This is a genomic window from Vibrio sp. OPT24 (assembly GCF_015163545.1).
In the GTDB taxonomy this organism is placed as follows: Bacteria; Pseudomonadota; Gammaproteobacteria; order Enterobacterales; family Vibrionaceae; genus Vibrio; species Vibrio cyclitrophicus.
In genome coordinates, this window is the sequence record NZ_JADDYI010000053.1 from 1,402,318 (window position 1) to 1,423,954 (window position 21,637).

A 21,637-nucleotide genomic window follows, 5' to 3' on the forward strand; every position below is an offset into this window, starting at 1 on the left:
TTTGCCTATAATTCCCCCAAGTTTATAACCAAATCTTTCACCCATAACAGCATGTTATAGGCACGCGATAAATAGGTATTCGGAAGCTTCTAAGCTCTTAATTAAAGTAAACCCATACAAGGATTTATTAATTAGGAAAGCTCATGTTTATCGCTCAACCTTATCTTCTTTTTCTTGGGGATGTTACTGACCCGCTCGCCGCAAAAACAGCCCGTGGTATCCACCAATGGCGACCAGAAATCTGCTTAGGCCAACTGCGTTTAACGGGCGATACCGTTTCACTGGGCTTAATGGACATGACCTTGCAAGAGGCGCAAGCGCAGGGGGCGAAAACGCTAGTGATTGGCACCGCAAATCCGGGGGGCGTCATTCCTGATTCTTGGCAGTCAATCCTTTTGGCTGCTGCAGAAATGGGATTTGAGATTGCATCTGGCATGCATCAACGATTGGGTAAATTTTCACCGCTTGCTGACATGGAGCTAAAAGGATTGACTAAGCTTCATGATGTACGCCATTTTGACGGTGTTCTTAATGTTGGTAACGGTAAACCTCGTCAAGGTAAGCGCTTGCTTACTGTCGGAACAGATTGCTCAGTAGGCAAAATGTTCTCGGCATTAGCGATTGAAAAATCGCTTAAACAAGCGGGAACATCCGCTCAGTTTAAAGCGACAGGACAGACAGGTATTTTGATTGAAGGCAGCGGAATTTCGATTGACGCTGTGGTTGCGGATTTTATTTCCGGTGCGGTTGAAGCGATTAGCCCCGATTTTACCGACCACGAGTGGGACATCATTGAAGGGCAGGGTTCTTTGTTCAACCCTTCGTTTGCAGGCGTGAGTTTGGGGTTATTACATGGCGCACAAGCCGATGCTTTGGTGTTGTGCCATGAAGTCGGGCGACCACATATTCGTAACCTTCCTTATGCTCAATTGCCAAGCATAGAACAGACGATTGAAGCCAACTTACAAGCGGCACGACTGACGAATCCAGATGTGAAATTGGTTGGCATCTGCTTGAACACGTCGGCAATTAGCATTGAAGACGCTGAGACATTATGCCAAGAATGGACCACACTCTATCAAGTGCCCGTGACGGACCCTGTTCGTTTTGGTGTACAACACATTACTGATCATTTGCGACATTCACTTTAACGACTTCATCATTTCTACGTTTCCATTTGTTAAAGCGAACATCAACCGAGTGAAATTATGAAGATTACAGCAGAACCCATTACTATCGCGATGCAAACGGCTTTTCGCATCTCTCGTGGCAGACGAACTGAGTGTCACGTTGTTCGTGTTTACATTGAACATGATGACAAACAAGCTCAGGGAGAGTGCACACCTTACCCAAGGTATGGCGAGTCATCAGAGTCTGTATTAGCGCAAATCCAACAAGCGTCTAGCGCACTTGAAGCAATGTTTGAACGAGGCATTACCGATCCCGCAGAGCTAAGAGATCACCTCCAGTCTTTATTGACTGGAGGTGCTGCGCGTAATGCGGTTGATTGTGCGCTTTGGGAGCTGGAGGCCAAACAACATAACCAGTTATTTCCGAATAGCCTGTTTGAGTTGCCAACTCAAATCGTGACTGCAATGACTGTCTCAATTGGCACTCCAGAAGCGATGGCGACTCAGACTCGAGACTATGTCGCGAACGGTGCGAAACTTCTGAAAGTGAAGCTTGACGGCGAGCAAGTCGTCGAGCGCGTTCGTGCTGTGCGAGAAGCTGCACCTGATGTTCAGATTGTACTGGATGCGAATGAAGCGTGGACAGGGTTGAACCTCGAAGAACTATTTAATCAACTGACTGAATTTGATATTGCGATGATCGAACAGCCTTTACCGCAGCAACAAGATGCGTCATTGGCACATATAGAGCACCCAATTCCACTGTGTGCCGATGAAAGTTGCCATACCACTTCACAGCTTTCATCTTTGTTGGGTAAGTATGAAATGGTCAACATTAAGCTCGATAAAACGGGTGGTTTGACAGAGGCATTGGCGCTTGCAGAGGAAGCTCAAAAGCTCGGATTCACTTTGATGTCGGGTTGTATGCTTGGCACGTCGTTGGCGATGCGTGCAGCGCTTCCGATTGCGGTTCAATCTGAGATTGTCGATCTGGATGGCCCTGTATTACTGGGGCAAGATGTTTCACCAGCCCTGACATATAGAGATGGGATGATCATTCTCTAAGTTTGTTTGTTCCTATTTATTGAGAGCAACGTTATGAATAAAAATCGCATAGGTGAGAGCTTGTGCGATTTTTTGTTTTTGTGGGGTAGGAGAGTTAGAGTGCTAATTGATTAATAGTATTAGAGTTTTTAAGCGCTTGAGTTGACTTGTTCGTTATTAAAGCTTTTCTATTGTTGGCTTTCTTATTGATAGAGTAATCACGTTTCTGTCGGTGGGGTCACTTTTCATTATCGCAAAACAGACAAACCAAGCTTTATAAAATAATTGTTATGATATCTTATGTGAAATGTTAATGATTACTCTTCGTTTAATAGTTCTACTAAAGCTATCTGATGTGAGGTTGAATAAGGTGTAAGCCTTAACTATTTGAATCATTGACCAATTTCTATTGATTTTTGATGAGAAGAGGGTGGAGCTAGTGAGTCGTCATGTCTCCAAGGTTACAGAAAGTAAGGACAGCTTTGAGCGCCCGTTTTCGATTAAAATCCCACACCGCAAGTGGTTTGGTTGGAAAGGTATTGAGCTTCGCTTAGTGCTGGCATTAGCCATGTTATCAATGACTACCATCTTTCTTTCCGTGGTTTCCAGTTTCACTTTTGACGATTTAAACCAGCGTTTAGTTGAGTTGAAAGAGAGTGAAATCCCAGCCTTAGATAATGCTGCACGCCTTAATGATATGGTAAGAGTGATTATTACAACCTCATCCCAACTCAGTGGTGCTGAATCTAATTTAGAGCGTAAACAGGCAATGCTAAAAATTGAAGGTGCTATTTCAGAAATGAATAGCGTCATGATTCAGTTCCCAGATTATCACTCCTATTTCAAAGATATTATCGCCCAAGTTAATAATAGTCTAAGCCTGTTGTATCAAAGTGAGATTGAGTCAGAACAGCTCAATCAGGAACTTCGCAATTTGCTTGAGGGCTTTTACCCTCTGTTACAACAAGCCAGTGATGAGCTCCACCGCTTACCTGAGTCAGCTAAAGAGCAAATTCAATACACCCAGTTAAAGTCTTTGCTTTATTACCAATTAGGCTTGGTCGAAAAGCTCTATAACGACTCCAGTTTTAATGAACTAGACTACACTAGCTACCGATTAGAGCAGATTGGTGAAGAGTGGTGGAAACTTTGGGTAAGTGGGGACCTGAGAAGTGATTTCCCAAAATTAGATCATCAATTGACCGTTATTTATGACCTTGCTTCTAGTGACAGTAGCTTATATGAACTCAAGAACAAAGCGCTCGATCATCTCTATCAAGAACAGTACTTCCTCCAAAACAGTCGTGAGCACCTGAATCAGCTTACCGTACAGATTGAAAGGAACACCAGCAAAGTGAATGGCAATATTGACGAATCCATTCAACAAGCGCAGCAGTCTTTGCAATCCAACCAACGTCTCTCTCTTTTTCTTTCTTTGTTTAGCGTATTGGCTGCCGCTGCCATTTCATGGTTTTACGTGCGAAAGAGCATTTTAGAAAGGCTGTTACAGTTGAAAGACAACATGTTTGCCATATCTACAGGACATTTAGATACCGAAGTCTCGATTCGTGGAAAAGACGAAGTGACGCAAATGGCCAAGTATCTCAAGGTGTTCCAAACCACTGCCAAAGTTGTAAAACAAACCAACCGTAAACTAGAGGCTGAGGTTGAAGAACGAACTATAGCTGAAGCAAAACTGCGAGTGACTCAAGACGAGTTAATCCAAGCCGGAAAGTTGGCTGCTCTGGGGCAGTTAAGTGTCGGGATTACGCATGAGATCAATCAACCTCTGACGGCGGTGAATAGCCACGTTCGAAGTGCTCAGCTTTGGTTAGGAAAGCAAAGGCCTGATAGGGCAGAAGATAACTTGAAAAAGATCGAGGTCTTGTTAGAAAAAGTGGCTGCGATCACCCGCCATTTGAAGGCTTTCTCGCGTAAGAGCGATGGCAAGATCGATAATGTTGAATTGGAAAATGTGATTGGTGATGCGATTGATCTTTTTGAAACCAGGCAGAGTGCAGTGTCGATTCAGTATTCACCACAAAACAACCTATTTGTGCGAGCCAACAGCATCCGCTTAGAGCAGGTATTGGTTAATTTGATCAGCAATGCTTTGGATGCCGTCGAACATAAAGATCAACCTCAACTCAGAATATCTACACAAGAACTCACACACACAATTCAGATTTCAGTTAATGACAACGGATCAGGCATCTCTGAAGAGGATATACCGCATTTGTTCGACCCCTTTTATAGCCAAAAAACAACAGGCAAAGGGCTTGGGCTCGGCCTGTCTATCGCCTACAACATAATAAAAGACTTTGGTGGTTCGATTCATGTTGAATCAGTGGAATACCAAGGCACAACATTTATCGTCACTTTACCAAAAGGCACAAGATCATGATTTCAGACAAACACATAGTTCTTATCGACGATGAAATCGATGTCGTTGAAGCCGTGAGCGAAATGTTAGAGCTGGAAGGTTTTCGCGTCACCACTTTTACCGACCCCAACCTTGGCCTTAAGTCACTCAAGGCGAACAGCCATTCAGTGGTGTTGTGTGACGTACGTATGCCGAAAGTGGATGGCTTGACGTTATTAAGTTCAATTCAACACCGAGCGGCTGATGTTCCTGTGTTGTTGATGAGTGGCCACGGTGATATTCCGATGGCAATAGAAGCGATGAAGTTAGGTGCTTTCGATTTTTTAGAAAAACCACTAAATGCTAGTGAGCTAGTGGAAAAACTCGATCTCGCGTTGGCACAATGTCAGCACAACAGTCCGAAAATATCCGGTGATGATCAGGAAACAGACTTACCGATTGAGTCGGTGGTCATTGGCCAGTCAAAAGCGATGGAAACCATACGTAACCAAGTGCTTGCCTTATCGCATACCGGTGTCGATACCATTATTAATGGTGAAACCGGAACGGGTAAAGAGGTGATTGCTCGTGCTCTACATCAATTTAGCCGTCGTAAGGCTAGACCGTTTGTTGCGATTAATTGCGGGGGTATGACAGAAAGCATTATTGAGAGTGAGTTGTTTGGCCACGAAGCCGGTTCATTTACCAGTGCTAACAAAAAGCGTATTGGTAAAATAGAGCAAGCCAATGGCGGTACTCTGTTTCTCGATGAAATAGAAAGTATGCCGATTGCGGTGCAGATTAAATTGCTTCGTGTGATTCAAGAGCGAATGATAGAACGCGTTGGCGGCAATGAATTGATCCCTGTCGATATTGTGGTGGTCGCTGCCAGTAAAGCTGATCTGGCAAGTTTAAGTGAAACAGGTGAGTTTAGAGCGGATCTCTTTTATCGCCTTAATATTGCAAGCTTAAACCTCCCTGCGTTACGCCATAGAAAAGAAGATATTCAGGTGCTGTTTCGCCACTTTGTGATTCAGGCAAGCCAAAAATACAAGACGCGCCCTTCAACGATTTATCCGGAGCAGATACAGCAGCTATGTCGACACGAATGGCCTGGAAACGTGCGCGAATTACGTAATGTGGCCGACCGTTTTGTTTTGGGTATTGTAGGCGACGGTTTTGACCTGCAATCGCCGATTTGTGAAGCGCCTGGAGAAGATTTTGCGTTTGAAAAGCAGATGGAACAGTACGAAAGAAACGTGCTGACCGAAGCCCTTATTGAAAGCGCAGGCAATATCAGTGAGGTTTCAAATAAGCTGAACCTACCGCGCAAAACTCTTTATCGAAAAATGAAAAAACATCAACTGGATAAAGAAAGTTTCAAGGCTTAACCCGTTCAGTTGATTGTTAAATGGAAAACCAAAGTCAAAAGGAAATGCACGAGACAACAATGACCCATTTGGTTTTTAGTCGCATGGTTAACCGTTTCAAGTGGTTGTAATAAAAGAGCTTTAACATTTGGCACAAAGCGTGCAACCCCTACATTGTGGCGTCAGCCCACATGAGGTCATTTCAGAGAAAACCTAAATGATCGAATCAAGGAAATTAGAAAAATAATTGCTTGTTGCAAGGAGATACAAACATGAAGCAAATACTGAAGGGTTCTATTGCTCTGATGCTAGGCGTTAGCTCAATGACGGCATGGGCCTCTACTGAGCCTGCAAACTTAGGACCTCGTCCCCTCTTTTTAGTCAACAATATGGATGAGAGCCCTTTGAAAACCAAGCTACTGAGTTGTAGCGAAGGACCTTTTCATCGTAGCGATTTTTCTATTGGGCACCGTGGTGCTGCGATGCAGTTTCCGGAGCACACCAAGGAATCCTACTTAGCCGCGATTCAAATGGGCGCGGGCGTCGTTGAATGTGATGTTACTTTTACTAAAGATAAGGCGCTGGTATGTCGTCATTCCCAAAGTGATCTGCACACCACAACCGATGTTTTAGCGCACCCAGATCTCGCTAATAAGTGTTCAGTGCCATTTACACCTGCTAACCCAGCGACAGGCGAAGATGCTCAAGTTGAGTGTCGTACGTCTGATTTCACGCTGGCTGAGTTTAAGACGTTAAAAGGCAAAATGGATGGGGCGAACCCAAAAGCCACCACGGTGGAAGAGTACATGAACGGCACTCCTGGTTGGAGAACTGATCTTTACAGCCAAAGTGGGACATTGATGACACACGCAGAAAGTGCAGCACTGTTTAAAAAGCATGGAGTGAAGGTCACTCCTGAATTGAAATCAGCAGCGGTTGACATGCCTTTCAATGACTTTAGCCAAGAGATGTATGCGCAGAAGTTGGTGGATGAACTAAAAGAGGCGGGCTTCGAGCCCTCTGAGACCTACCTACAGTCATTCAACTTGGATGATGTGAAGTATTGGATCAAAGAAGCACCGAAGTTTGGCAAACAAGCGGTTTATCTTGATGACCGTGTTTACGAAAAAGCGGACTTTGTCGCGTCTGTTGAGAACATGAAAGAACTGCGCGATGCAGGTGTGAATATCATCGCACCACCTCTGTTCGCTCTGGTTGATTTAGATGAAAACAACGAATTGGTTGCGTCCAACTACGCCAAGCTCGCTAAAGGTGCAGACCTCGACATTATCGCGTGGACACTTGAGCGCTCTGGCCCATTAGCGCAAGGCGGTGGTTGGTATTACAAGAGTGTAAAAGACGGCATCAATAATGATGGCGATATGATGAAAATGCTCGATGTGCTGGCGCAAGACGTCGGTGTAATGGGCGTATTCAGCGATTGGCCAGCAACCGTAACTTACTACGCGAACTGTATGGACAGCGACGCTTAGGCGGTGACAGGCCAACGATTTCGACTGTTGATGGTTAATCGCTTAGCCCAATAATAAGAGAAAAAGCCGTGAACCAAAGAGCCTTCGGGCTCTTTTTTTTCACTAAAACTGTTGGGACAAAAATGACCCAAATTATGAATTTTTAGTTGGACATTAATGACTCAAAATATATTGTCTAGCTTGGGGTTTATTATAACTTATTGAAATTTAATAAATAAAAAATTGGCACAAAGGCTGCAATGGTCAACGTGACTTTCAACAATAAGTAAAAGTAAGGTTTGAATATGAAAATCAGTGTTAAAGGACTGTTAATCGCTAGCTCATTACTGCTTCCTTCAATGGCTATGGCAAGCGACTGCTCTAGCCGTGGTGTGTTAGACGATCGATACTGTGATGAAAACCAAGATTTAGTGGCCGATTCACCAAAGAACCCAGATGAGTGGAACGACCCAAGTACGCTTGTGTTTACTTACACTCCGGTTGAAGACCCAGCATTATACAAAGACGCGTTCGCCGACTTCCAAGCTCACCTAAGTAAAATTACGGGTAAGCGGGTAATTTACTACACGGTGCACTCGAATTCTGCGCAAGTAGAAGCGATGCGTTCTGGTCGACTGCACGTTGCTGGTTTCTCTACGGGCCCGACAGGCTACGCAGTTAACCTAGCGGGTTATGTTCCTATCGCAGTAAAAGGCGATGAGTCTGGCTTCCAAGGCTATAACCTAATCACGATTGTGCGTAAAGATAGCGGCATTAATAAAATGTCTGATCTGAAAGGCAAAAAGGTTGCACACACTTCTGCATCTTCCAACTCTGGCAACCTAGCTCCACGAGCGCTATTCCCAGCGAAAGGTCTAGTGCCAGATGAAGACTACAAAGTGCTTTATTCCGGTAAGCATGACCAATCTATTTTAGGTGTCTTCAATGGAGACTATGATGCGGCACCTGTGGCATCGGATGTGTACGATCGAATGGTGGCAGCTGGTCGTGTCGACGATTCCGAACTGAAGATCATCTACCGCAGCCCACGCTTCCCAACTTCTGCTTTTGGATACGCTTACAATCTAAAACCAGAGCTAGTTGAGAAGATCAACGAAGCGTTCTTTAGCTACCGCTTTACGCCTGAAATGAGTGCATCATTCAAGGGCGCAGATCGTTTCTCGCCGATTAGCTACAAGGAAGAGTGGGGTGTTATTCGTGATATCGCACACGCAACTGGTACGGCTTACACTAAAGCTGGCCTAAAGAAACTGGCAGAGAAAGACGCAGCGAAACGTGCTAAGAAAAAAGCAGCAGAGCTAGCAAAACAAGCCAATAGCCAGTAATTCCCCCCCGTTAATTAGTTAACTATTCAGCTTATTCACTGAGTAAGCTTATTTAAAATCTATGCCCTCATGGGTAGGGCATAGATCATTCTAAAATTCGCACAAGGAAATGCAGTATGGCCGTAGCAAGCTATGAAGGAATAAAGATAAATAACCTTTTTCATGAATACGTGGCAGGCAAGCCAATCCTTAAGGGCATTAACATCGATATCGATGAGCCGGGTATCATTGCCATCATTGGCCCGTCGGGTACTGGTAAAAGTACGCTTCTACGTTGTATCAACCGTCTTAACGATCCAAGTCAAGGCGAGATTATTTTTGATGGCGCCGATTTGACTCAATTAAAAGGACAAGCGTTACGTAGGCAGCGCCGTCATATAGGAATGGTTTTCCAAGAATATAACTTAGTTGAGCGTTTAACCGTTATCGAGAACGTGCTGAGTGGTCGTTTAGGTTACATGACAGCTTGGAATGCATGGCGTCGTAATTACTCTGCCCAAGACTTAGCAAAAGCTTTCGAGCTACTCGAGTTTGTTGGCTTACAAGACTTTGCAAACCAACGTGCCGATAGCTTATCGGGCGGGCAAAGACAGCGTGTTGGTATTGCTCGCGCCGTCATGCAAGACCCATATATCTTATTGGCGGATGAACCAACTTCATCACTCGACCCGAAAACCGCGGTTGAGATTATGGAGCTAATGGAAACCTTCGCCGAGCAGAAAAATATTCCTGTGTTGGTGAATATTCATGATGTGAACTTAGCCAAGCGTTATGCCAAGCGCATCATTGGTATGTGTAATGGTAAGGTGCATTACGATGGTAGCCCTGAAGGTATTTCAGAGGACGATCTTAAAATTATCTACGGGGGTGAATCATGGCTGGATTAAACCCAAGCTCATCAACAAGTGCATCTTCGTCAACGAGTTCATTGTCGAAGCATGAAAATCCGTTCAAAACTTCGTGGACGAACCGAGCAATCATCGCTGCAATTGTTGGGTATCTCTTTTATAGTTTCTCGACATTGGGACTGACCTTTGATCGTTTGATCATTGGGTTTGGTGAAAGTGAGCGGTTACTATCAAGAATGTTTCCACCTGATTTTTCGCGTACTAACCTTTTATTGAGCGGCTTAGCAGAAAGCTTACAGATTGCGATCATCTCTAGCTTTTTCGGTATCGTTATTTCACTGTTCCTTGGCTTACTTGCGGCGAGAAATATGATGCCCTCAATTGTCTCAACGCCAATCCGTTGTTTCATCGCACTGTGTCGTTCTTTTCATCCAGTGATTATTGCCATCTTGTTTGTAAAAGCGGTTGGTTTTGGCGCTCTCGCGGGGATTCTGACATTAGTATTCGCATCCATCGGTTTTATCGCCAAGCTTTTTGCAGAAGCGATTGAAGAGATCTCGTTCAAACCGGTTGAAGCAATTAAAGCAACAGGTGCGAGTTTCATTAGTGTCATCTTGTACGCGGTGATGCCTCAAGTATTCACTCGTTTCATTGGCTTTGCGAGTTACCAACTGGACTCAAATTTACGTAATTCAACCATGGTTGGCATCGTGGGGGCTGGAGGCCTAGGCGGTACGCTTTTCTCTGCATTCCAACGCTTTGATTACGACTTCGTCGCTGCTATTTTGATCACCATTATCGCACTGATTCTCGTTGGTGAATTTCTTTCCAATATTGTTAGGAGAATCTTCTAATGACAACTGCATCTATCGATAAAGAGTGGCAACGCTTTACACCAAATGAACGAGTAGCTCGATTTGCCGTTTACCTTAGCCTTGTGTGCGCAATTGTTTGGTCTTGGCAGACGGTTGAAGTGATACCTGAGTTTCTATACGACGCGCCTGCACAGTTTGCCGATATGTTTGAACGAATGGTCCCAATGGATTACGCGTTTTACCCTGAATCAATTCATGCGGCGATGATCGAAACATTACACATCGCGACGTTAGGTACCTTGTTTACCCTAGTGTTTGCGATTCCACTCGCGCTATTGAATGCACCAAACATTACGCCAAATAAAACGCTGAACTGGATTGCTCAGTTCTTTCTCGTGTCTTCACGTTCGGTGAATTCACTGGTGTGGGCATTGCTGTTTATTGCACTGTTTGGGCCTGGTGTCCTCGCAGGTATCATGGCAATTGCTATTCGTAGTATCGGCTTTGTAGGGAAGCTGTTGGCGGAAGCTATTGCTGAAGTGAACATGGGGCCGATTGAAGCTCTACGTGCAACGGGTGCTTCATGGATGAGTATCTTGCTCAAAGGTTATTGGCCACAAGTGATGCCAGCGTTTTACTCAATCGTATTGTTCCGTTGGGACATCAATGTACGTGAATCTGCGGTATTAGGTTTGGTGGGCGCTGGTGGTATAGGTGTGGTGCTAAATGATGCTCAGAACTTGTTTGAATGGCAAAAAGTGTCGATGGTATTAGTGAGTATCTTTGCGGTGGTTATCATCGCTGAAGCCGTGGTGATTCATATCCGTAACAAACTCATTTAACCCGATAGTTTTATGCGGTGCGCTCTGTGTACTGCATCAAAGTTAAGAGCTTATCTAGCATGTTGAAGCTCAAGCGACCCTAGGTACTTCGGTCTACCTAGCGGTCGTTTTTTTGCATCAAAAGATAAATAGGCTAGAGATATGAGTGTGTTTAGAAAACACAATGCTTAGCAAAGTCACCGGCTTCATTGGCTGTCCAGTCACCTTTAGGCTTCTCTTTCATATCAGTACACCAAGCTTCACTGCCGACTTCTGTACACGCCATTAGTTGTGTTGCTAGAAAAAGTATCAATGCGATTTTCTTCATAATTAACATTCCTTTGTTGTCTAAATTAGGGTTAAAGTTCTATTCTATAATTTCTCTTAATACTACTTGTACTTAAATAGCAGCCAATGGCTTAAGCGAGTGAAAACTGTATGAGATCGGGTTAAGTTTGAGGTTAGAACGACAAAGTAGGTCTTGGTCTAAAGATCGAAAAAGCCAGCAAAAGGTGCTGGCTTTGAAATTCTTACTGAGCGTCTATTACTATTAATTAGTACGCTTCAACCACGTGAGTAATTATACCAGTTTCATCTCTTGGATGATGTCTGAAGCAATTTCTGGCTTCGTGCTCGTTGGTTTCTCGTGTAGATCTGCTTTTAATTGTCCCTTACGGTTACTTAGGCCTGCTTCCAGTTTCTTGAGTGCTGAAGCGATTGCTGGGTACATAACGTCATCTGTTGCTTTAGCTGATACACGTACACCTTCGTAGTTGGTGAATACTTCAACCTGATGATGACCGTGTTCTTTTGTAATGATGATGTCACAGCTAATCAGTGATGGGAAATGGCTAGATATCTTCTCGAATTTACTCTCGATGTCTTTACGTGACTCGTCGTTAATTGATACATGATGTGTTTGAACATTTACTTTCATAAATCATACCTTTCCAATGACTGTGTCATTTAAACGTAGCAAACATCGGACAGATTCACCAACTGAGAAAGTACACATGTGTGATTCACTTCAGTGTTATCAAATAATCTCTTGGTCGTCCCTTGAAAGTCAGATTAACTGATCGCATATTATGTTTCGTGTTTTCAATACATGTTCAAAAAAACTCCATCTTTGAATTATTGCTTTACGTCATTCTAGAAAACTAAATTTTATCGCCTTAGCAATCTATCAATTCAAAGACTTATTCTAGCTGGGTATCTATAAATTACTGAATATTTCATAGAGGTTCTCGTGCATTTAGACGTTACCCACACTGAAATAAATAATTATACTTTGGTTGAATCGAGTACTGAAAAAGGCAACTGAAGTTGCCTTTTTATGGATAGATTGAATTCTATTGTAGGTTAGGATTTATTAAACTCGTAAGACGATGGAACCACGATCACACCTTTTTTTGACATATGAAAGCGCGCAGCATCCGCTCTACTGTCAATACCGATTTGAGTACCATCTGGTACTTTCACATGCTTGTCGATGATACAGTTTTGTATGTGACAGTTTTTCCCGATTTCAACATCTTCAAAAAGAATACTGTCAATCACAATGGCCGCGTTGTTGACTTTTACCTTAGGAAAGAAGATCGAATTCTGCGCTGAACCACCCTCTATCACCACACCATTTGCGATCATTGAGTTAATAAATATACCTTGATTACCTTCTACTGACGCTATGGTTCGCGCGGGCGGCAATTGAGGTTCGTAAGTTCGAATTGCCCAATCAGGTTGATATAAATCGATAGGAGAAACCGGTTTTAGTAAGTCCATATTGGCTTGGTAATAAGAGTCGAGTGTACCGACATCTCTCCAGTATGCATCTTGTGTGACTCTGCCTTCGGTATCTCCAAACTTGTAAGCATAAACGCTTTTCTCACCCACTAATTTAGGTATCACGTCTTTGCCAAAATCGTGGCTGGAGTCTGGATTTTCTGCGTCCGCCAATAGTGCTTGTGTTAACACTTCTTTATCGAAGATATAAATACCCATTGAAGCCATGCTTCGTGTTGGTCTTCCGGGTACGCATGCAGGGTAGCGTGGTTTTTCTGTGAAGTTACTTATTTGATGCGCTTCGTTAATTTCCATAACGCCAAACTCTTTGGCTTCGTCAATCGACACTTCCATACAAGCCACGGTTAAGTCGGCTTCATTCTGTTTATGTTGTTTGAGCATTGGCGCGTAGTCCATACGATATATATGGTCGCCTGACAACACCACCACATGCTTCGCTTCACTGCGAGAGAGCAAATACAAGTTTTGATAAATGGCGTCGGCCGTACCGCTGTACCAGCTATCACCTGTTCGCATTTGTGGGGGGACATTGGTGATGTATTCGCCAAGCTCGGGGTTAAGCACCGACCAACCATCTCGTAAATGTTTTTGTAAAGAGTGAGATTTGTATTGAGTCAGCACTAAAATTTGACGAAGCCCTGAGTGCAGGCAGTTCGCTAGAGTGAAATCGATGATTCGATATTTGCCACCAAATGGTACCGCAGGTTTTGCGCGATTATCGGTGAGGGGGGAAAGCCGAGAGCCAACACCGCCGGCCAGAACGATAGTTAGAGTGTCTTGCATGGTCAGAACCTTAATGTATTTATGATTATGTACATACACTTGCAAGCACTAAGCCAGATGTAACTCATTGAATATTAAGTGTGGTGTGAGAAAATAACATATGGTTGCACTAAATTGAGGCGCACGTATGTTGGCTTGCTCTATTTTGATCCAAAAGATCTAAGTAAGGTTGAGACCTTGAATTTAATGGCATGACGCACGGAAAATCTGCATTACAAAATTGTCAATAAAATGAGGAAATAAAGTGATCAGGTCGATATAAATTTACATAAATAGTCACAAGTTTTCACAAATTGATTTCCATCAATAAAGTAGGGTTATTCTGTGCTACCTTGCACGCAAAATAAGAAATGATTACTCATTCACAATTAGAATAAGCCCTCAAAAGGAAATAATAATGAAAAAAACAGTATGTGGTATTGCGGTTATTGCGGCTCTTATGTCAACTAATGTGCTAGCTCATAAAGAAGGTGATTTCATCATCCGTGCAGGTGCTGCAACAGTATCTCCAAATGATAGCAGCGGCGCAGTGCTTAACAATCCAGACCTAGAGTTTTCAGTAGATTCAGATACTCAACTAGGCCTTACTTTCGGCTACATGTTCACTGACAACATCAGTTTTGAAGTGCTAGCGGCGAGCCCTTTCTCTCACAGCATTTCTGTTAATGGCTTAGGTAAAGTTGCTGACACTAAACACCTGCCGCCAACGTTTATGGTGCAGTACTACTTCGGTCAAGCGAACAGTGACTTCCGTCCTTATGTAGGCGCGGGTATCAACTACACGGTATTTTTTGATGAAAGTTTGAATGCCAACGGCAAAAACGCAGGCCTAACGGATGTGTCTTTAGATGACTCTTGGGGCTTGGCGGCAAACATTGGTATTGACTACATGATCAATGAAGACTGGTTCCTGAATGCTTCAGTTTGGTACGCAGATATAGGAACAACAGCAACATACAAGACTGCGACAGATACATTCAAAACTGACGTTGATATCGACCCATGGGTATTCATGATCGGTGGTGGTTACAACTTCTAACCCACCTATTCAGTTTACTAAAGGCGCTCAAGCATCAGCCAGCTTGGGCGTTTTTTTTGTTTATTCGCTAGCTAACTTTATTAATGAAAAATATTCCTCATTCGTAATAGATTGTTAATAAAACAGAAAGCCAACTGTCATATTCGGCTCCTATGATCTCGATTCTAATTATGGAGGATATATGAATCGTAAATTTAATAAGCTGGCTCTATTACTGCCTATCGCGGTAAGTTCTGCTCTGGTTGGGTGTTCTCAGTCAACTTCAACGTTGGTAACACCATCAACGACTGCAACATCATCTCAAACGTCACTTGATACTTTTAGCCTCCAATGCCAATCCATTCAACAACCGAACATGACAGATGCCACTCTTTCTGGAATTAGTTTGGTTGGTCGTGCTATTGCTGACGCCCCGTTTGATACTTCTGCAGCCGAAATCGTCAGCTACGATTCATGTACCGACAAGCTTTATGTGGTTAACGCTCAAGCACAAAAAGTTGATGTGCTATCGATGGATGCTGACAGCGCACCAACTTCTGAGGGCTCTATCGACCTTCAATCAGCCGCTGCGGCTTCTGGTATTAATATCGGTGCTGCGAACAGTGTATCTACTCATCAGGGTTTAGTTGCTGTCGCGATTGAAAACGCCGACAAGCAACAAAATGGCATCATTGCTCTGTATCGCTCAGACACGCTAGAGCTAATCACTACTTATACGGCTGGTGCATTACCGGACATGGTGAGCTTCTCGAAAGATGGTCACTATATTGCCTCTGCAAATGAAGGAGAGCCGAATTCGGATTACAGCATTGATCCTGAAGGCTCAGTGACACTGGTTGATTTAACCAATGGTCCTTTGCAAGCGAAAGTCACGCAGGTTGATTTTAAGGCATTTAACCAAGGTCAGCCACGGTATGCAGAACTAACCGACAAGGTTCGAATCTCGGCGCCTAATGCAACCGTTGCTCAAGACCTTGAACCGGAATACCTAACGTTTGCTGATAACGGAAAGCTTTACGTAGCCCTGCAAGAGAACAATGCATTGGCAGCAATTGACGTGGCGAGTGCAGAAGTGGATGCGATTCTGGGATTAGGTGGAAAGCCTTGGGATACTGCTCAGTTGGATGCGTCAAATAAAGACAAAAACATAGGTAACCTACAAAGCTACGCAATGCTAGAAGGCCTTTACATGCCAGACAGCATCACCAGCTACAGTGTTGATGGTAACACCTACATTGTGACTGCAAACGAAGGCGACGGCCGTGAATATGGCATCAAGACGACGCAACAATTGTGTGACGACAAAGGCTTTGAGTGGGATGGTGATGACTATCAAGGCACCGAAAACTACACCACAGAAAAAGATTTTTGTATTGCTTATGTCGATGAAGTGCGTGGCAAGAAGCTAGACGTTGACGCGAACCACCCATTGGCTGGGGCACTCAAAGACAATAAGCAACTTGCTCGTCTTAAAGTGATTAAGCCACAAGAGACACTTGCTGCTGACCAAAAGGTTCAAGCATTCGGTAGCCATTCTTTCTCTATCTGGGATGAGTCAGGCGAGTTAGTGTTTGATAGCGGTGATGATTTCGCTCGAATCGTTCTTGAGCAAGATCCTGCAAACTTCAACAGCACCAACGATAACAACCAAAGTGGTGACGATCGCAGTGATGATAAAGGGGTTGAGCCTGAAGCGATCGAAGTGGCTGAGATTAACGGCAAGCAGTATGCCTTTATTGGACTTGAGCGCCAAGGTGGCATTATGGTTTACGACGTAACGCAGCCTAAGAACGCAAGTTTCATCAGCTACTTGAACAACCGCGATTTTACTCAACCTGTATGCACAAAGGTTGATGAAGACGGTGATTGCGACAACGAGACTTACAACTCGAAAGCGGGTGACCTAGGCCCAGAGTCAATCAAGTATTTCACTCGCTCTGGTAACCACTTTATTGCGGTTGGCAACGAAGTGAGTGGTAGTACGTCAGTTTATCGCGTTGAGTTTTAATCACGGTTACTGCTTGTAGCTAGACTCAATAAAAACAAAAGCGCCACTACTGAATAAGTAGTGGCGCTTTCTATTTATGCATCACAAATATATGCGTGATAATTAACTTCTATGGCTGTTGCTTAGTTGGCGCTAGAGCAATTTCACGGATACAAACGTTCTGTGGTTGCTGGTAAGCGAATGATACCGCGCGAGCAATATCGTCAGCTGCCAGTACGCCGCCCATGTCTTCTTTCCAAGAATCGTAACCGTCTTTGATCTCTTGAGAGGTAGTGTGCGACAGAAGCTCAGTCTCTACAGCACCTGGTGCGATAGTCGTAACACGAACATTTGAAGCCGCAACTTCTTCACGAACGTTCTCAGAAATAGCGTGTACCGCGAACTTAGTACCACAGTAAGCAGCATGGCTTGGGAATGTTTTCTTACCCGCGATAGAGCTGATGTTGATGATAGTACCTGTGTTGCGTTCCATCATCGGAGTAAGTACAGATTGCATGCCGTTTAGAAGGCCAATAACGTTCACATCGAACATTGTCTTCCACTCTTGAGCGTCTTGAGTATCGATTTGACCAAGAAGCATTGCACCAGCGTTGTTGATAAGCGCGTCTACAGGGCCAAATTTCTCTTCACCTTGTGCGATGGCTGCATCAAAAGACGCTTTGTCTGTTACGTCTACTTTTACTGATAGTGAGTTTGGTAGGTTCAGCGCTTCAAGGCGGTCAACACGACGAGCTAAAAGTAGAAGAGGGTGACCTTCATCGCTTAGACGACGAGCGATTGCTTCACCAATACCAGAGCTTGCACCTGTAATTACGATTAGTTTTTTCATTTTATTTCCTCTGTACTTTTATTGCGTCGGTTGGCTACGACATGTTGTTTAAGTGCATTCGAATCAAGAGCTTGTTGCCTTGCTTCGTTGCGATGGAGGTATATTAAGGAAAATAGCATTGTTGATATATAGCGCTTTACTTGAAACACTGTTGCTGTGATGCAACAATAAATGCGTTCACTTTATTACTTCATCATCTTCAAATTTCACATGTAAGCTGGCTACTATGCTCAATCAAATTAACCTGTCTGATATTCGTTCTTTCGTGCTTATCGCTCGTTTAGGTAACTTCACTAAAGCGGCGGAGGAGCTTGATGTGTCACGCTCCCACGTATCACGCCAAGTGAGTAGCCTGGAAAAACAGATGGGTGTGACACTGTTTATCCGCACCACTCGAACCTTAAGGCTGACTCACGCAGGGCAAGATCTGTACGCGAGATGTGAACAAGCCTTAGATGATATAGACCAAGCTCTGATTGCTGCTGTGGATGATGTCGAAGAAGTACGTGGCGACATAAAAGTAAACTGTGTCGGGGGTTATCTTGGTGAGGTGATCATCGCGGATCTAGTGAATGAGTTTATGCAGCTTTACCCAGACATCAGCATCAGTCTTGATTTTAGTAGTAACCGAGTGGACCTGATTGAAGACGCGTTTGATATCGCTTTTCGCATGGGGAGCTTAGAAGATGCAGGGTTTATCGCAAGAAAGCTTTTGGACATTGAGATGGGAACACTCGCTAGCCCAGAGTACTTTGCTCGAAAAGGAAAGCCTAGTCACCCTAAAGATCTGATCCATCATGATTGCTTAACGGGCTCGGTGCGTAAGTGGAGCTTTCAAGCGCTAGATGACACCAAGAAAACGGTCGATGTGCATGTGACGGGCAGACTGCAATGTAAAAATGGGCGAGTGTTGGTGCAGGGCGCGAAGTCGGGCAACGGAATTATTCGTGTGCCAACCATCTATTGCTTACAAGAACTGAACGACGGGCAATTGCTGCAAGTGTTTGAAGAATGGGTAGTGCCTAAGGTCGACTTTTCAGCGATCTACCATCGAGACCGCTATCAACCAAGTCGAATTAGAACCTTTATTGATTTTGTGAAAGGCCGTTTTGAGCAAATGCCAGTCAGCTAAATGGCGCGGCCTACCTTCCTCTTTCTTTTAGCAATAGTTGGACAGGCTTGGGCTTACATCTCGTCGATTTCGTTTTGTAGGTTTTCCAGCTGGTCTAGAATCAACAAGAACTTCTCGCCGAACGGCGTCACTTGGTATTCAACTCTTGGTGGCAGTTCGTTGAACATTTGCTTATCTAAAATCTCAAACTCTACATTTCGCTTCAAACATTCATTCAATACCTTGGTCGATAGCCCTTCTACTGAGCGCACCATTTCACCGGGGCGATTAATGCCATTTGCCAGTAATTGGTAAACCGTTAGCGACCATTTACAGCCATAGATGGTTTCCACCATGCGAGCTGAACGCTCTGGTGCTGATTTTCTTGAAAAAAAGTTTTCCTGATTTTTCATAAAGATGTACCAATAAGTACCTACCTAACCGATTTGTACTTACTATTCATAGTGTTAGTTCAAGGCCTAAGATTACCACGTTCACATGACTTAGGAGATAACAAAATGAACTTCACTAAAAATGGTATTGCAGTAGTAATCGGCGGCACGAGTGGCATGGGCTTTGAAACAGCGAAGCAATTAGTCGCTCAAAACATTCATGTGTTGGTTGTCGGCAATAACCCAACTAAGTTAGATAAAGCAGTGTCAGAATTGCAATCGTTAGGTCACGCTTCAGGTTGGCAAGCTAACCTTTATGATGATGCGAGTGTGTCTCGCCTTATTGAACACCTTGAGTCGTTAGATGAAGGTATTGGTTACCTTGTTAATGCTGCAGGTTATTTCAACCCTAAAGCGTTTATTGAGCACCAAGAATCTGATTACGAGCAATATATGAAGCTGAATAAAGCAACCTTCTTCATCACTCAAGCGATAAGCAAATTGATGATCAAGAACGGCGGTGGCAATGTGGTTAACGTTGGTTCTATGTGGGGTAAGCAAGCAATCAAAGCGACGCCATCTTCTGCCTATTCAATGGCTAAAGCTGGCCTGCACGCATTAACACAACACATGGCAATGGAACTGGCTGAGCATAACATTCGCGTGAATGCCGTGTCTCCGGCTGTGGTTAAAACGCCAATTTACGAATCATTCATTAAACCAGAAGAAGTGGACCAAGCACTAGAAGGTTTTAATGCGTTCCACCCAATTGGTCGAGTAGGTTTGCCGAAGGACATCGCTAATAGTATCTCTTTCTTACTGTCAGACAGTGCTGATTGGGTAACGGGTGCAGTCTGGGATGTTGATGGCGGTGTGATTGCTGGCCGCAATTAATTAGGATTCTTTTAAGGTGGCTGTCGCGCAGGAAAAATGCAGCGAGATGGCCTCTTTGATGAGTATTCGCGTAGAATAAAAGCTGGAAAGATAATAAGAATAATTATAACGATAACAAGAGTAAGGTCGCCATTATGTTCAACATGGACTTTTCAAAAAAACTGGTTATTGAAACCGAATCATTAGACTGGATTGCAAGCCCTGCTATAGGGGTATGGCGCAAGCCGCTTGAAAGAGAAGAGAAAGAATCAGGTCACACGACCAGTATTGTGAAGTACGATCCTGAATCTTCGTTTTCTGAGCACCCGCATCCGAAAGGCGAAGAAATCTTCGTGTTAGAGGGTGTTTTCTCTGATGAAACTGGAGATTTCCCTGCTGGCACTTATATCCGTAATCCGCCGGGAAGTGCGCATTCTCCATCAAGCAAAAATGGCTGTACGATCTTGGTTAAGCTTAATCAGTTTAATGCGAGAGACTTAACTCAAGTTCGTATCAATACCCTAGAAACGGAATGGCTTGCAGGTATTGGTGGCTTACAAGTTATGCCACTGCATGAGTTTGAGCACGAACATGTCGCTTTAGTGAAGTGGCCTGTCGGCGAACGCTTTCAGCCGCATCGTCATTTTGGTGGTGAAGAGATCTTTGTGTTGTCGGGCACCTTTAAAGATGAACACGGCGAGTACCCGAAACACACATGGATGCGTAGCCCTCACATGAGCGAGCATTTCCCTTATGTGGAAGAAGAGACTGTTATCTTCGTGAAAACGGGGCACTTGCCATTGGATTAGAGGAATGCTCCATATAAAGATGAAAAAGCCGCATTGCTTTGAGCAATCGGCTTTTTCAATTTTCACATATGGGCAGACTAGTAAGCGACACCAATACGTTGACGCGGGAACTTGCCAGCTTCTAGTTCATCAATCATCGCAATAGCGTAATCGCTGACGGATATTTTGCTGTTGCCATCTTCGTCGGTGAGCAGTTGATCACCACCAGTGCGGTAGGTTGATAGCTTATCGCCCGGGAAGATTTCTGCTGCAGGGCTAATGAACGTCCAGTTAACTTCGTTATCAGATTGTCTGAACACTTCAAGCGCTTCGCCCTGTGCTAGCGCTTCGTTTTTGTAATCCGCTGGGAAGTCAGGAACAGTAACTAACGGAATGTTTGGCGCCACTTCTAATGAGCCTGCACCGCCAACCCAAAGTAGGCGCTCGATACCAATGCTCGGTAATGTTTCCAGCAATTTAGTCGCAGTGTTTTTTACGATGTCGTGATTGCCCAAAGCACGTCCGCCAATCGAAGTGATTACTGCATCAACGCCGGATAGTGCGCTTGCTAGATTTGCGACTTCATCTTGTAAATCAAATGAACGGACCTCAACACCTTTGGTTTCTACTTTGCTTGCATCTCTTACTACAGCAACCACGTCGTGACCACGAGATTGAGCTTCTTGAGCAATGTGACTACCAATCCAACCTGATGCGCCTAATACTGCAATTTTCATAATGTCTCTCCAGTTATTCAATTTATTAAGTCGTTTTCTCGACAGCCATTGCAGTCTAATAGTTCA

The 21,637-nt window shown here is 44.0% G+C and carries 20 protein-coding genes; 14 read left to right on the forward strand and 6 right to left on the reverse strand.

Annotated features, from left to right (window positions below; translation table 11 throughout):
• Positions 1–143 precede the first annotated feature (143 nt).
• The 9 genes from dgcN (at position 144) to phnE (IQO02_RS19860) (ending at position 11,229) form a co-directional block, all read left to right on the forward strand.
• Complete coding sequence (dgcN, locus tag IQO02_RS19820) at positions 144–1,151, forward strand: N-acetyltransferase DgcN (RefSeq protein WP_016784392.1); 1,008 nt, start codon at positions 144–146, stop codon at positions 1,149–1,151.
• 57 nt (positions 1,152–1,208) lie between these two features.
• Entirely contained in the window at positions 1,209–2,195 is a 987-nt protein-coding gene (gene dgcA / locus IQO02_RS19825; RefSeq protein ID WP_065100629.1) for an N-acetyl-D-Glu racemase DgcA, read from the forward strand.
• 409 nt (positions 2,196–2,604) lie between these two features.
• Complete coding sequence (locus IQO02_RS19830; RefSeq protein WP_065100628.1) at positions 2,605–4,578, forward strand: ATP-binding protein; 1,974 nt, start codon at positions 2,605–2,607, stop codon at positions 4,576–4,578.
• Positions 4,575–5,927: a sigma-54-dependent transcriptional regulator gene (locus IQO02_RS19835; RefSeq protein WP_010433009.1), complete on the forward strand. Its 1,353-nt coding sequence runs from the start codon at positions 4,575–4,577 to the stop codon at positions 5,925–5,927. The genes IQO02_RS19830 and IQO02_RS19835 overlap by 4 nt, the downstream gene beginning before the upstream one ends.
• Positions 5,928–6,178: 251 nt before the next feature.
• Positions 6,179–7,399 (forward strand): glycerophosphodiester phosphodiesterase family protein, encoded by a 1,221-nt coding sequence (locus IQO02_RS19840; protein ID WP_010433010.1) that lies wholly within the window; start codon positions 6,179–6,181, stop codon positions 7,397–7,399.
• Positions 7,400–7,683: 284 nt separating this feature from the next.
• Positions 7,684–8,724 (forward strand): phosphate/phosphite/phosphonate ABC transporter substrate-binding protein, encoded by a 1,041-nt coding sequence (phnD, locus tag IQO02_RS19845; protein ID WP_010433011.1) that lies wholly within the window; start codon positions 7,684–7,686, stop codon positions 8,722–8,724.
• A 116-nt stretch (positions 8,725–8,840) separates the two neighbouring features.
• Positions 8,841–9,611 carry a phosphonate ABC transporter ATP-binding protein gene (phnC, locus tag IQO02_RS19850; RefSeq protein WP_010433014.1) on the forward strand — a complete coding sequence of 257 codons (771 nt, stop codon included), beginning with the start codon at positions 8,841–8,843 and terminating at the stop codon, positions 9,609–9,611.
• Positions 9,599–10,426, forward strand: a complete 828-nt coding sequence (phnE, locus tag IQO02_RS19855; protein WP_065100627.1) for a phosphonate ABC transporter, permease protein PhnE — start codon at positions 9,599–9,601, stop codon at positions 10,424–10,426. Before phnC ends, phnE (IQO02_RS19855) begins: the two co-directional genes overlap by 13 nt.
• Positions 10,426–11,229: a phosphonate ABC transporter, permease protein PhnE gene (gene phnE, locus IQO02_RS19860; protein WP_010433019.1), complete on the forward strand. Its 804-nt coding sequence runs from the start codon at positions 10,426–10,428 to the stop codon at positions 11,227–11,229. Before phnE (IQO02_RS19855) ends, phnE (IQO02_RS19860) begins: the two co-directional genes overlap by 1 nt.
• A 151-nt stretch (positions 11,230–11,380) precedes the next feature.
• Here phnE (IQO02_RS19860) and IQO02_RS19865 read toward each other — a convergent pair whose 3' ends face one another.
• The 3 genes from IQO02_RS19865 to glgC form a co-directional block, all read right to left on the reverse strand.
• Positions 11,381–11,536 (reverse strand): DUF3012 domain-containing protein, encoded by a 156-nt coding sequence (locus IQO02_RS19865; protein WP_004732998.1) that lies wholly within the window; start codon positions 11,534–11,536, stop codon positions 11,381–11,383.
• Between the two features lie 252 nt (positions 11,537–11,788).
• Positions 11,789–12,145, reverse strand: coding sequence for a ribosome hibernation-promoting factor, HPF/YfiA family (hpf, locus tag IQO02_RS19870; RefSeq protein WP_010433026.1), 357 nt, complete (start codon positions 12,143–12,145; stop codon positions 11,789–11,791).
• Between the two features lie 425 nt (positions 12,146–12,570).
• Complete coding sequence (glgC, locus tag IQO02_RS19875; protein ID WP_010433030.1) at positions 12,571–13,794, reverse strand: glucose-1-phosphate adenylyltransferase; 1,224 nt, start codon at positions 13,792–13,794, stop codon at positions 12,571–12,573.
• A gap of 397 nt (positions 13,795–14,191) precedes the next feature.
• On the opposite strand from glgC, the gene ompW reads away from it, so the two are divergent.
• Positions 14,192–14,833, forward strand: coding sequence for an outer membrane protein OmpW (ompW, locus tag IQO02_RS19880; RefSeq protein WP_010433032.1), 642 nt, complete (start codon positions 14,192–14,194; stop codon positions 14,831–14,833).
• 181 nt (positions 14,834–15,014) lie between these two features.
• Positions 15,015–16,841: a choice-of-anchor I family protein gene (locus tag IQO02_RS19885; protein WP_102282603.1), complete on the forward strand. Its 1,827-nt coding sequence runs from the start codon at positions 15,015–15,017 to the stop codon at positions 16,839–16,841.
• Between the two features lie 109 nt (positions 16,842–16,950).
• Here IQO02_RS19885 and IQO02_RS19890 read toward each other — a convergent pair whose 3' ends face one another.
• Positions 16,951–17,670 (reverse strand): SDR family oxidoreductase, encoded by a 720-nt coding sequence (locus IQO02_RS19890; protein ID WP_016792708.1) that lies wholly within the window; start codon positions 17,668–17,670, stop codon positions 16,951–16,953.
• A gap of 226 nt (positions 17,671–17,896) precedes the next feature.
• Between IQO02_RS19890 and IQO02_RS19895 the strand changes: the two genes are divergently transcribed.
• The gene (locus IQO02_RS19895) at positions 17,897–18,802 is read left to right on the forward strand and encodes a LysR family transcriptional regulator (RefSeq protein ID WP_016792707.1); all 906 of its coding nucleotides are present in this window, start codon (positions 17,897–17,899) and stop codon (positions 18,800–18,802) included.
• 53 nt (positions 18,803–18,855) lie between these two features.
• Here IQO02_RS19895 and IQO02_RS19900 read toward each other — a convergent pair whose 3' ends face one another.
• Positions 18,856–19,194: a winged helix-turn-helix transcriptional regulator gene (locus IQO02_RS19900; RefSeq protein WP_102282602.1), complete on the reverse strand. Its 339-nt coding sequence runs from the start codon at positions 19,192–19,194 to the stop codon at positions 18,856–18,858.
• A 105-nt stretch (positions 19,195–19,299) separates the two neighbouring features.
• On the opposite strand from IQO02_RS19900, the gene IQO02_RS19905 reads away from it, so the two are divergent.
• Together IQO02_RS19905 and IQO02_RS19910 are read left to right on the forward strand one after the other, a co-directional pair.
• On the forward strand, positions 19,300–20,067 hold the full coding sequence (locus IQO02_RS19905; protein ID WP_016793360.1) for an SDR family NAD(P)-dependent oxidoreductase: 768 nt from the start codon (positions 19,300–19,302) through the stop codon (positions 20,065–20,067).
• A gap of 134 nt (positions 20,068–20,201) precedes the next feature.
• Positions 20,202–20,855 carry a cupin domain-containing protein gene (locus IQO02_RS19910; RefSeq protein WP_016784397.1) on the forward strand — a complete coding sequence of 218 codons (654 nt, stop codon included), beginning with the start codon at positions 20,202–20,204 and terminating at the stop codon, positions 20,853–20,855.
• A 77-nt stretch (positions 20,856–20,932) separates the two neighbouring features.
• On the opposite strand, the gene IQO02_RS19915 is transcribed toward IQO02_RS19910, so the two are convergent.
• On the reverse strand, positions 20,933–21,571 hold the full coding sequence (locus IQO02_RS19915; RefSeq protein WP_016767019.1) for an NAD(P)-dependent oxidoreductase: 639 nt from the start codon (positions 21,569–21,571) through the stop codon (positions 20,933–20,935).
• Positions 21,572–21,637 lie beyond the last annotated feature (66 nt).

Excerpts from the sequence above, each read along its gene's own strand:
- dgcN (WP_016784392.1), top strand. The coding sequence starts at position 144 with ATGTTTATCGCTCAACCTTATCTTCTTTTTCTTGGGGATGTTACTGAC.
- dgcA (WP_065100629.1), top strand. The coding sequence starts at position 1,209 with ATGAAGATTACAGCAGAACCCATTACTATCGCGATGCAAACGGCTTTT.
- IQO02_RS19835 (WP_010433009.1), top strand. The coding sequence starts at position 4,575 with ATGATTTCAGACAAACACATAGTTCTTATCGACGATGAAATCGATGTC.
- IQO02_RS19840 (WP_010433010.1), top strand. The coding sequence starts at position 6,179 with ATGAAGCAAATACTGAAGGGTTCTATTGCTCTGATGCTAGGCGTTAGC.
- phnD (WP_010433011.1), top strand. The coding sequence starts at position 7,684 with ATGAAAATCAGTGTTAAAGGACTGTTAATCGCTAGCTCATTACTGCTT.
- phnC (WP_010433014.1), top strand. The coding sequence starts at position 8,841 with ATGGCCGTAGCAAGCTATGAAGGAATAAAGATAAATAACCTTTTTCAT.
- phnE (WP_065100627.1), top strand. The coding sequence starts at position 9,599 with ATGGCTGGATTAAACCCAAGCTCATCAACAAGTGCATCTTCGTCAACG.
- phnE (WP_010433019.1), top strand. The coding sequence starts at position 10,426 with ATGACAACTGCATCTATCGATAAAGAGTGGCAACGCTTTACACCAAAT.
- IQO02_RS19865 (WP_004732998.1), bottom strand. The coding sequence starts at position 11,536 with ATGAAGAAAATCGCATTGATACTTTTTCTAGCAACACAACTAATGGCG.
- hpf (WP_010433026.1), bottom strand. The coding sequence starts at position 12,145 with ATGAAAGTAAATGTTCAAACACATCATGTATCAATTAACGACGAGTCA.
- glgC (WP_010433030.1), bottom strand. The coding sequence starts at position 13,794 with ATGCAAGACACTCTAACTATCGTTCTGGCCGGCGGTGTTGGCTCTCGG.
- ompW (WP_010433032.1), top strand. The coding sequence starts at position 14,192 with ATGAAAAAAACAGTATGTGGTATTGCGGTTATTGCGGCTCTTATGTCA.
- IQO02_RS19885 (WP_102282603.1), top strand. The coding sequence starts at position 15,015 with ATGAATCGTAAATTTAATAAGCTGGCTCTATTACTGCCTATCGCGGTA.
- IQO02_RS19890 (WP_016792708.1), bottom strand. The coding sequence starts at position 17,670 with ATGAAAAAACTAATCGTAATTACAGGTGCAAGCTCTGGTATTGGTGAA.
- IQO02_RS19895 (WP_016792707.1), top strand. The coding sequence starts at position 17,897 with ATGCTCAATCAAATTAACCTGTCTGATATTCGTTCTTTCGTGCTTATC.
- IQO02_RS19900 (WP_102282602.1), bottom strand. The coding sequence starts at position 19,194 with ATGAAAAATCAGGAAAACTTTTTTTCAAGAAAATCAGCACCAGAGCGT.
- IQO02_RS19905 (WP_016793360.1), top strand. The coding sequence starts at position 19,300 with ATGAACTTCACTAAAAATGGTATTGCAGTAGTAATCGGCGGCACGAGT.
- IQO02_RS19910 (WP_016784397.1), top strand. The coding sequence starts at position 20,202 with ATGTTCAACATGGACTTTTCAAAAAAACTGGTTATTGAAACCGAATCA.
- IQO02_RS19915 (WP_016767019.1), bottom strand. The coding sequence starts at position 21,571 with ATGAAAATTGCAGTATTAGGCGCATCAGGTTGGATTGGTAGTCACATT.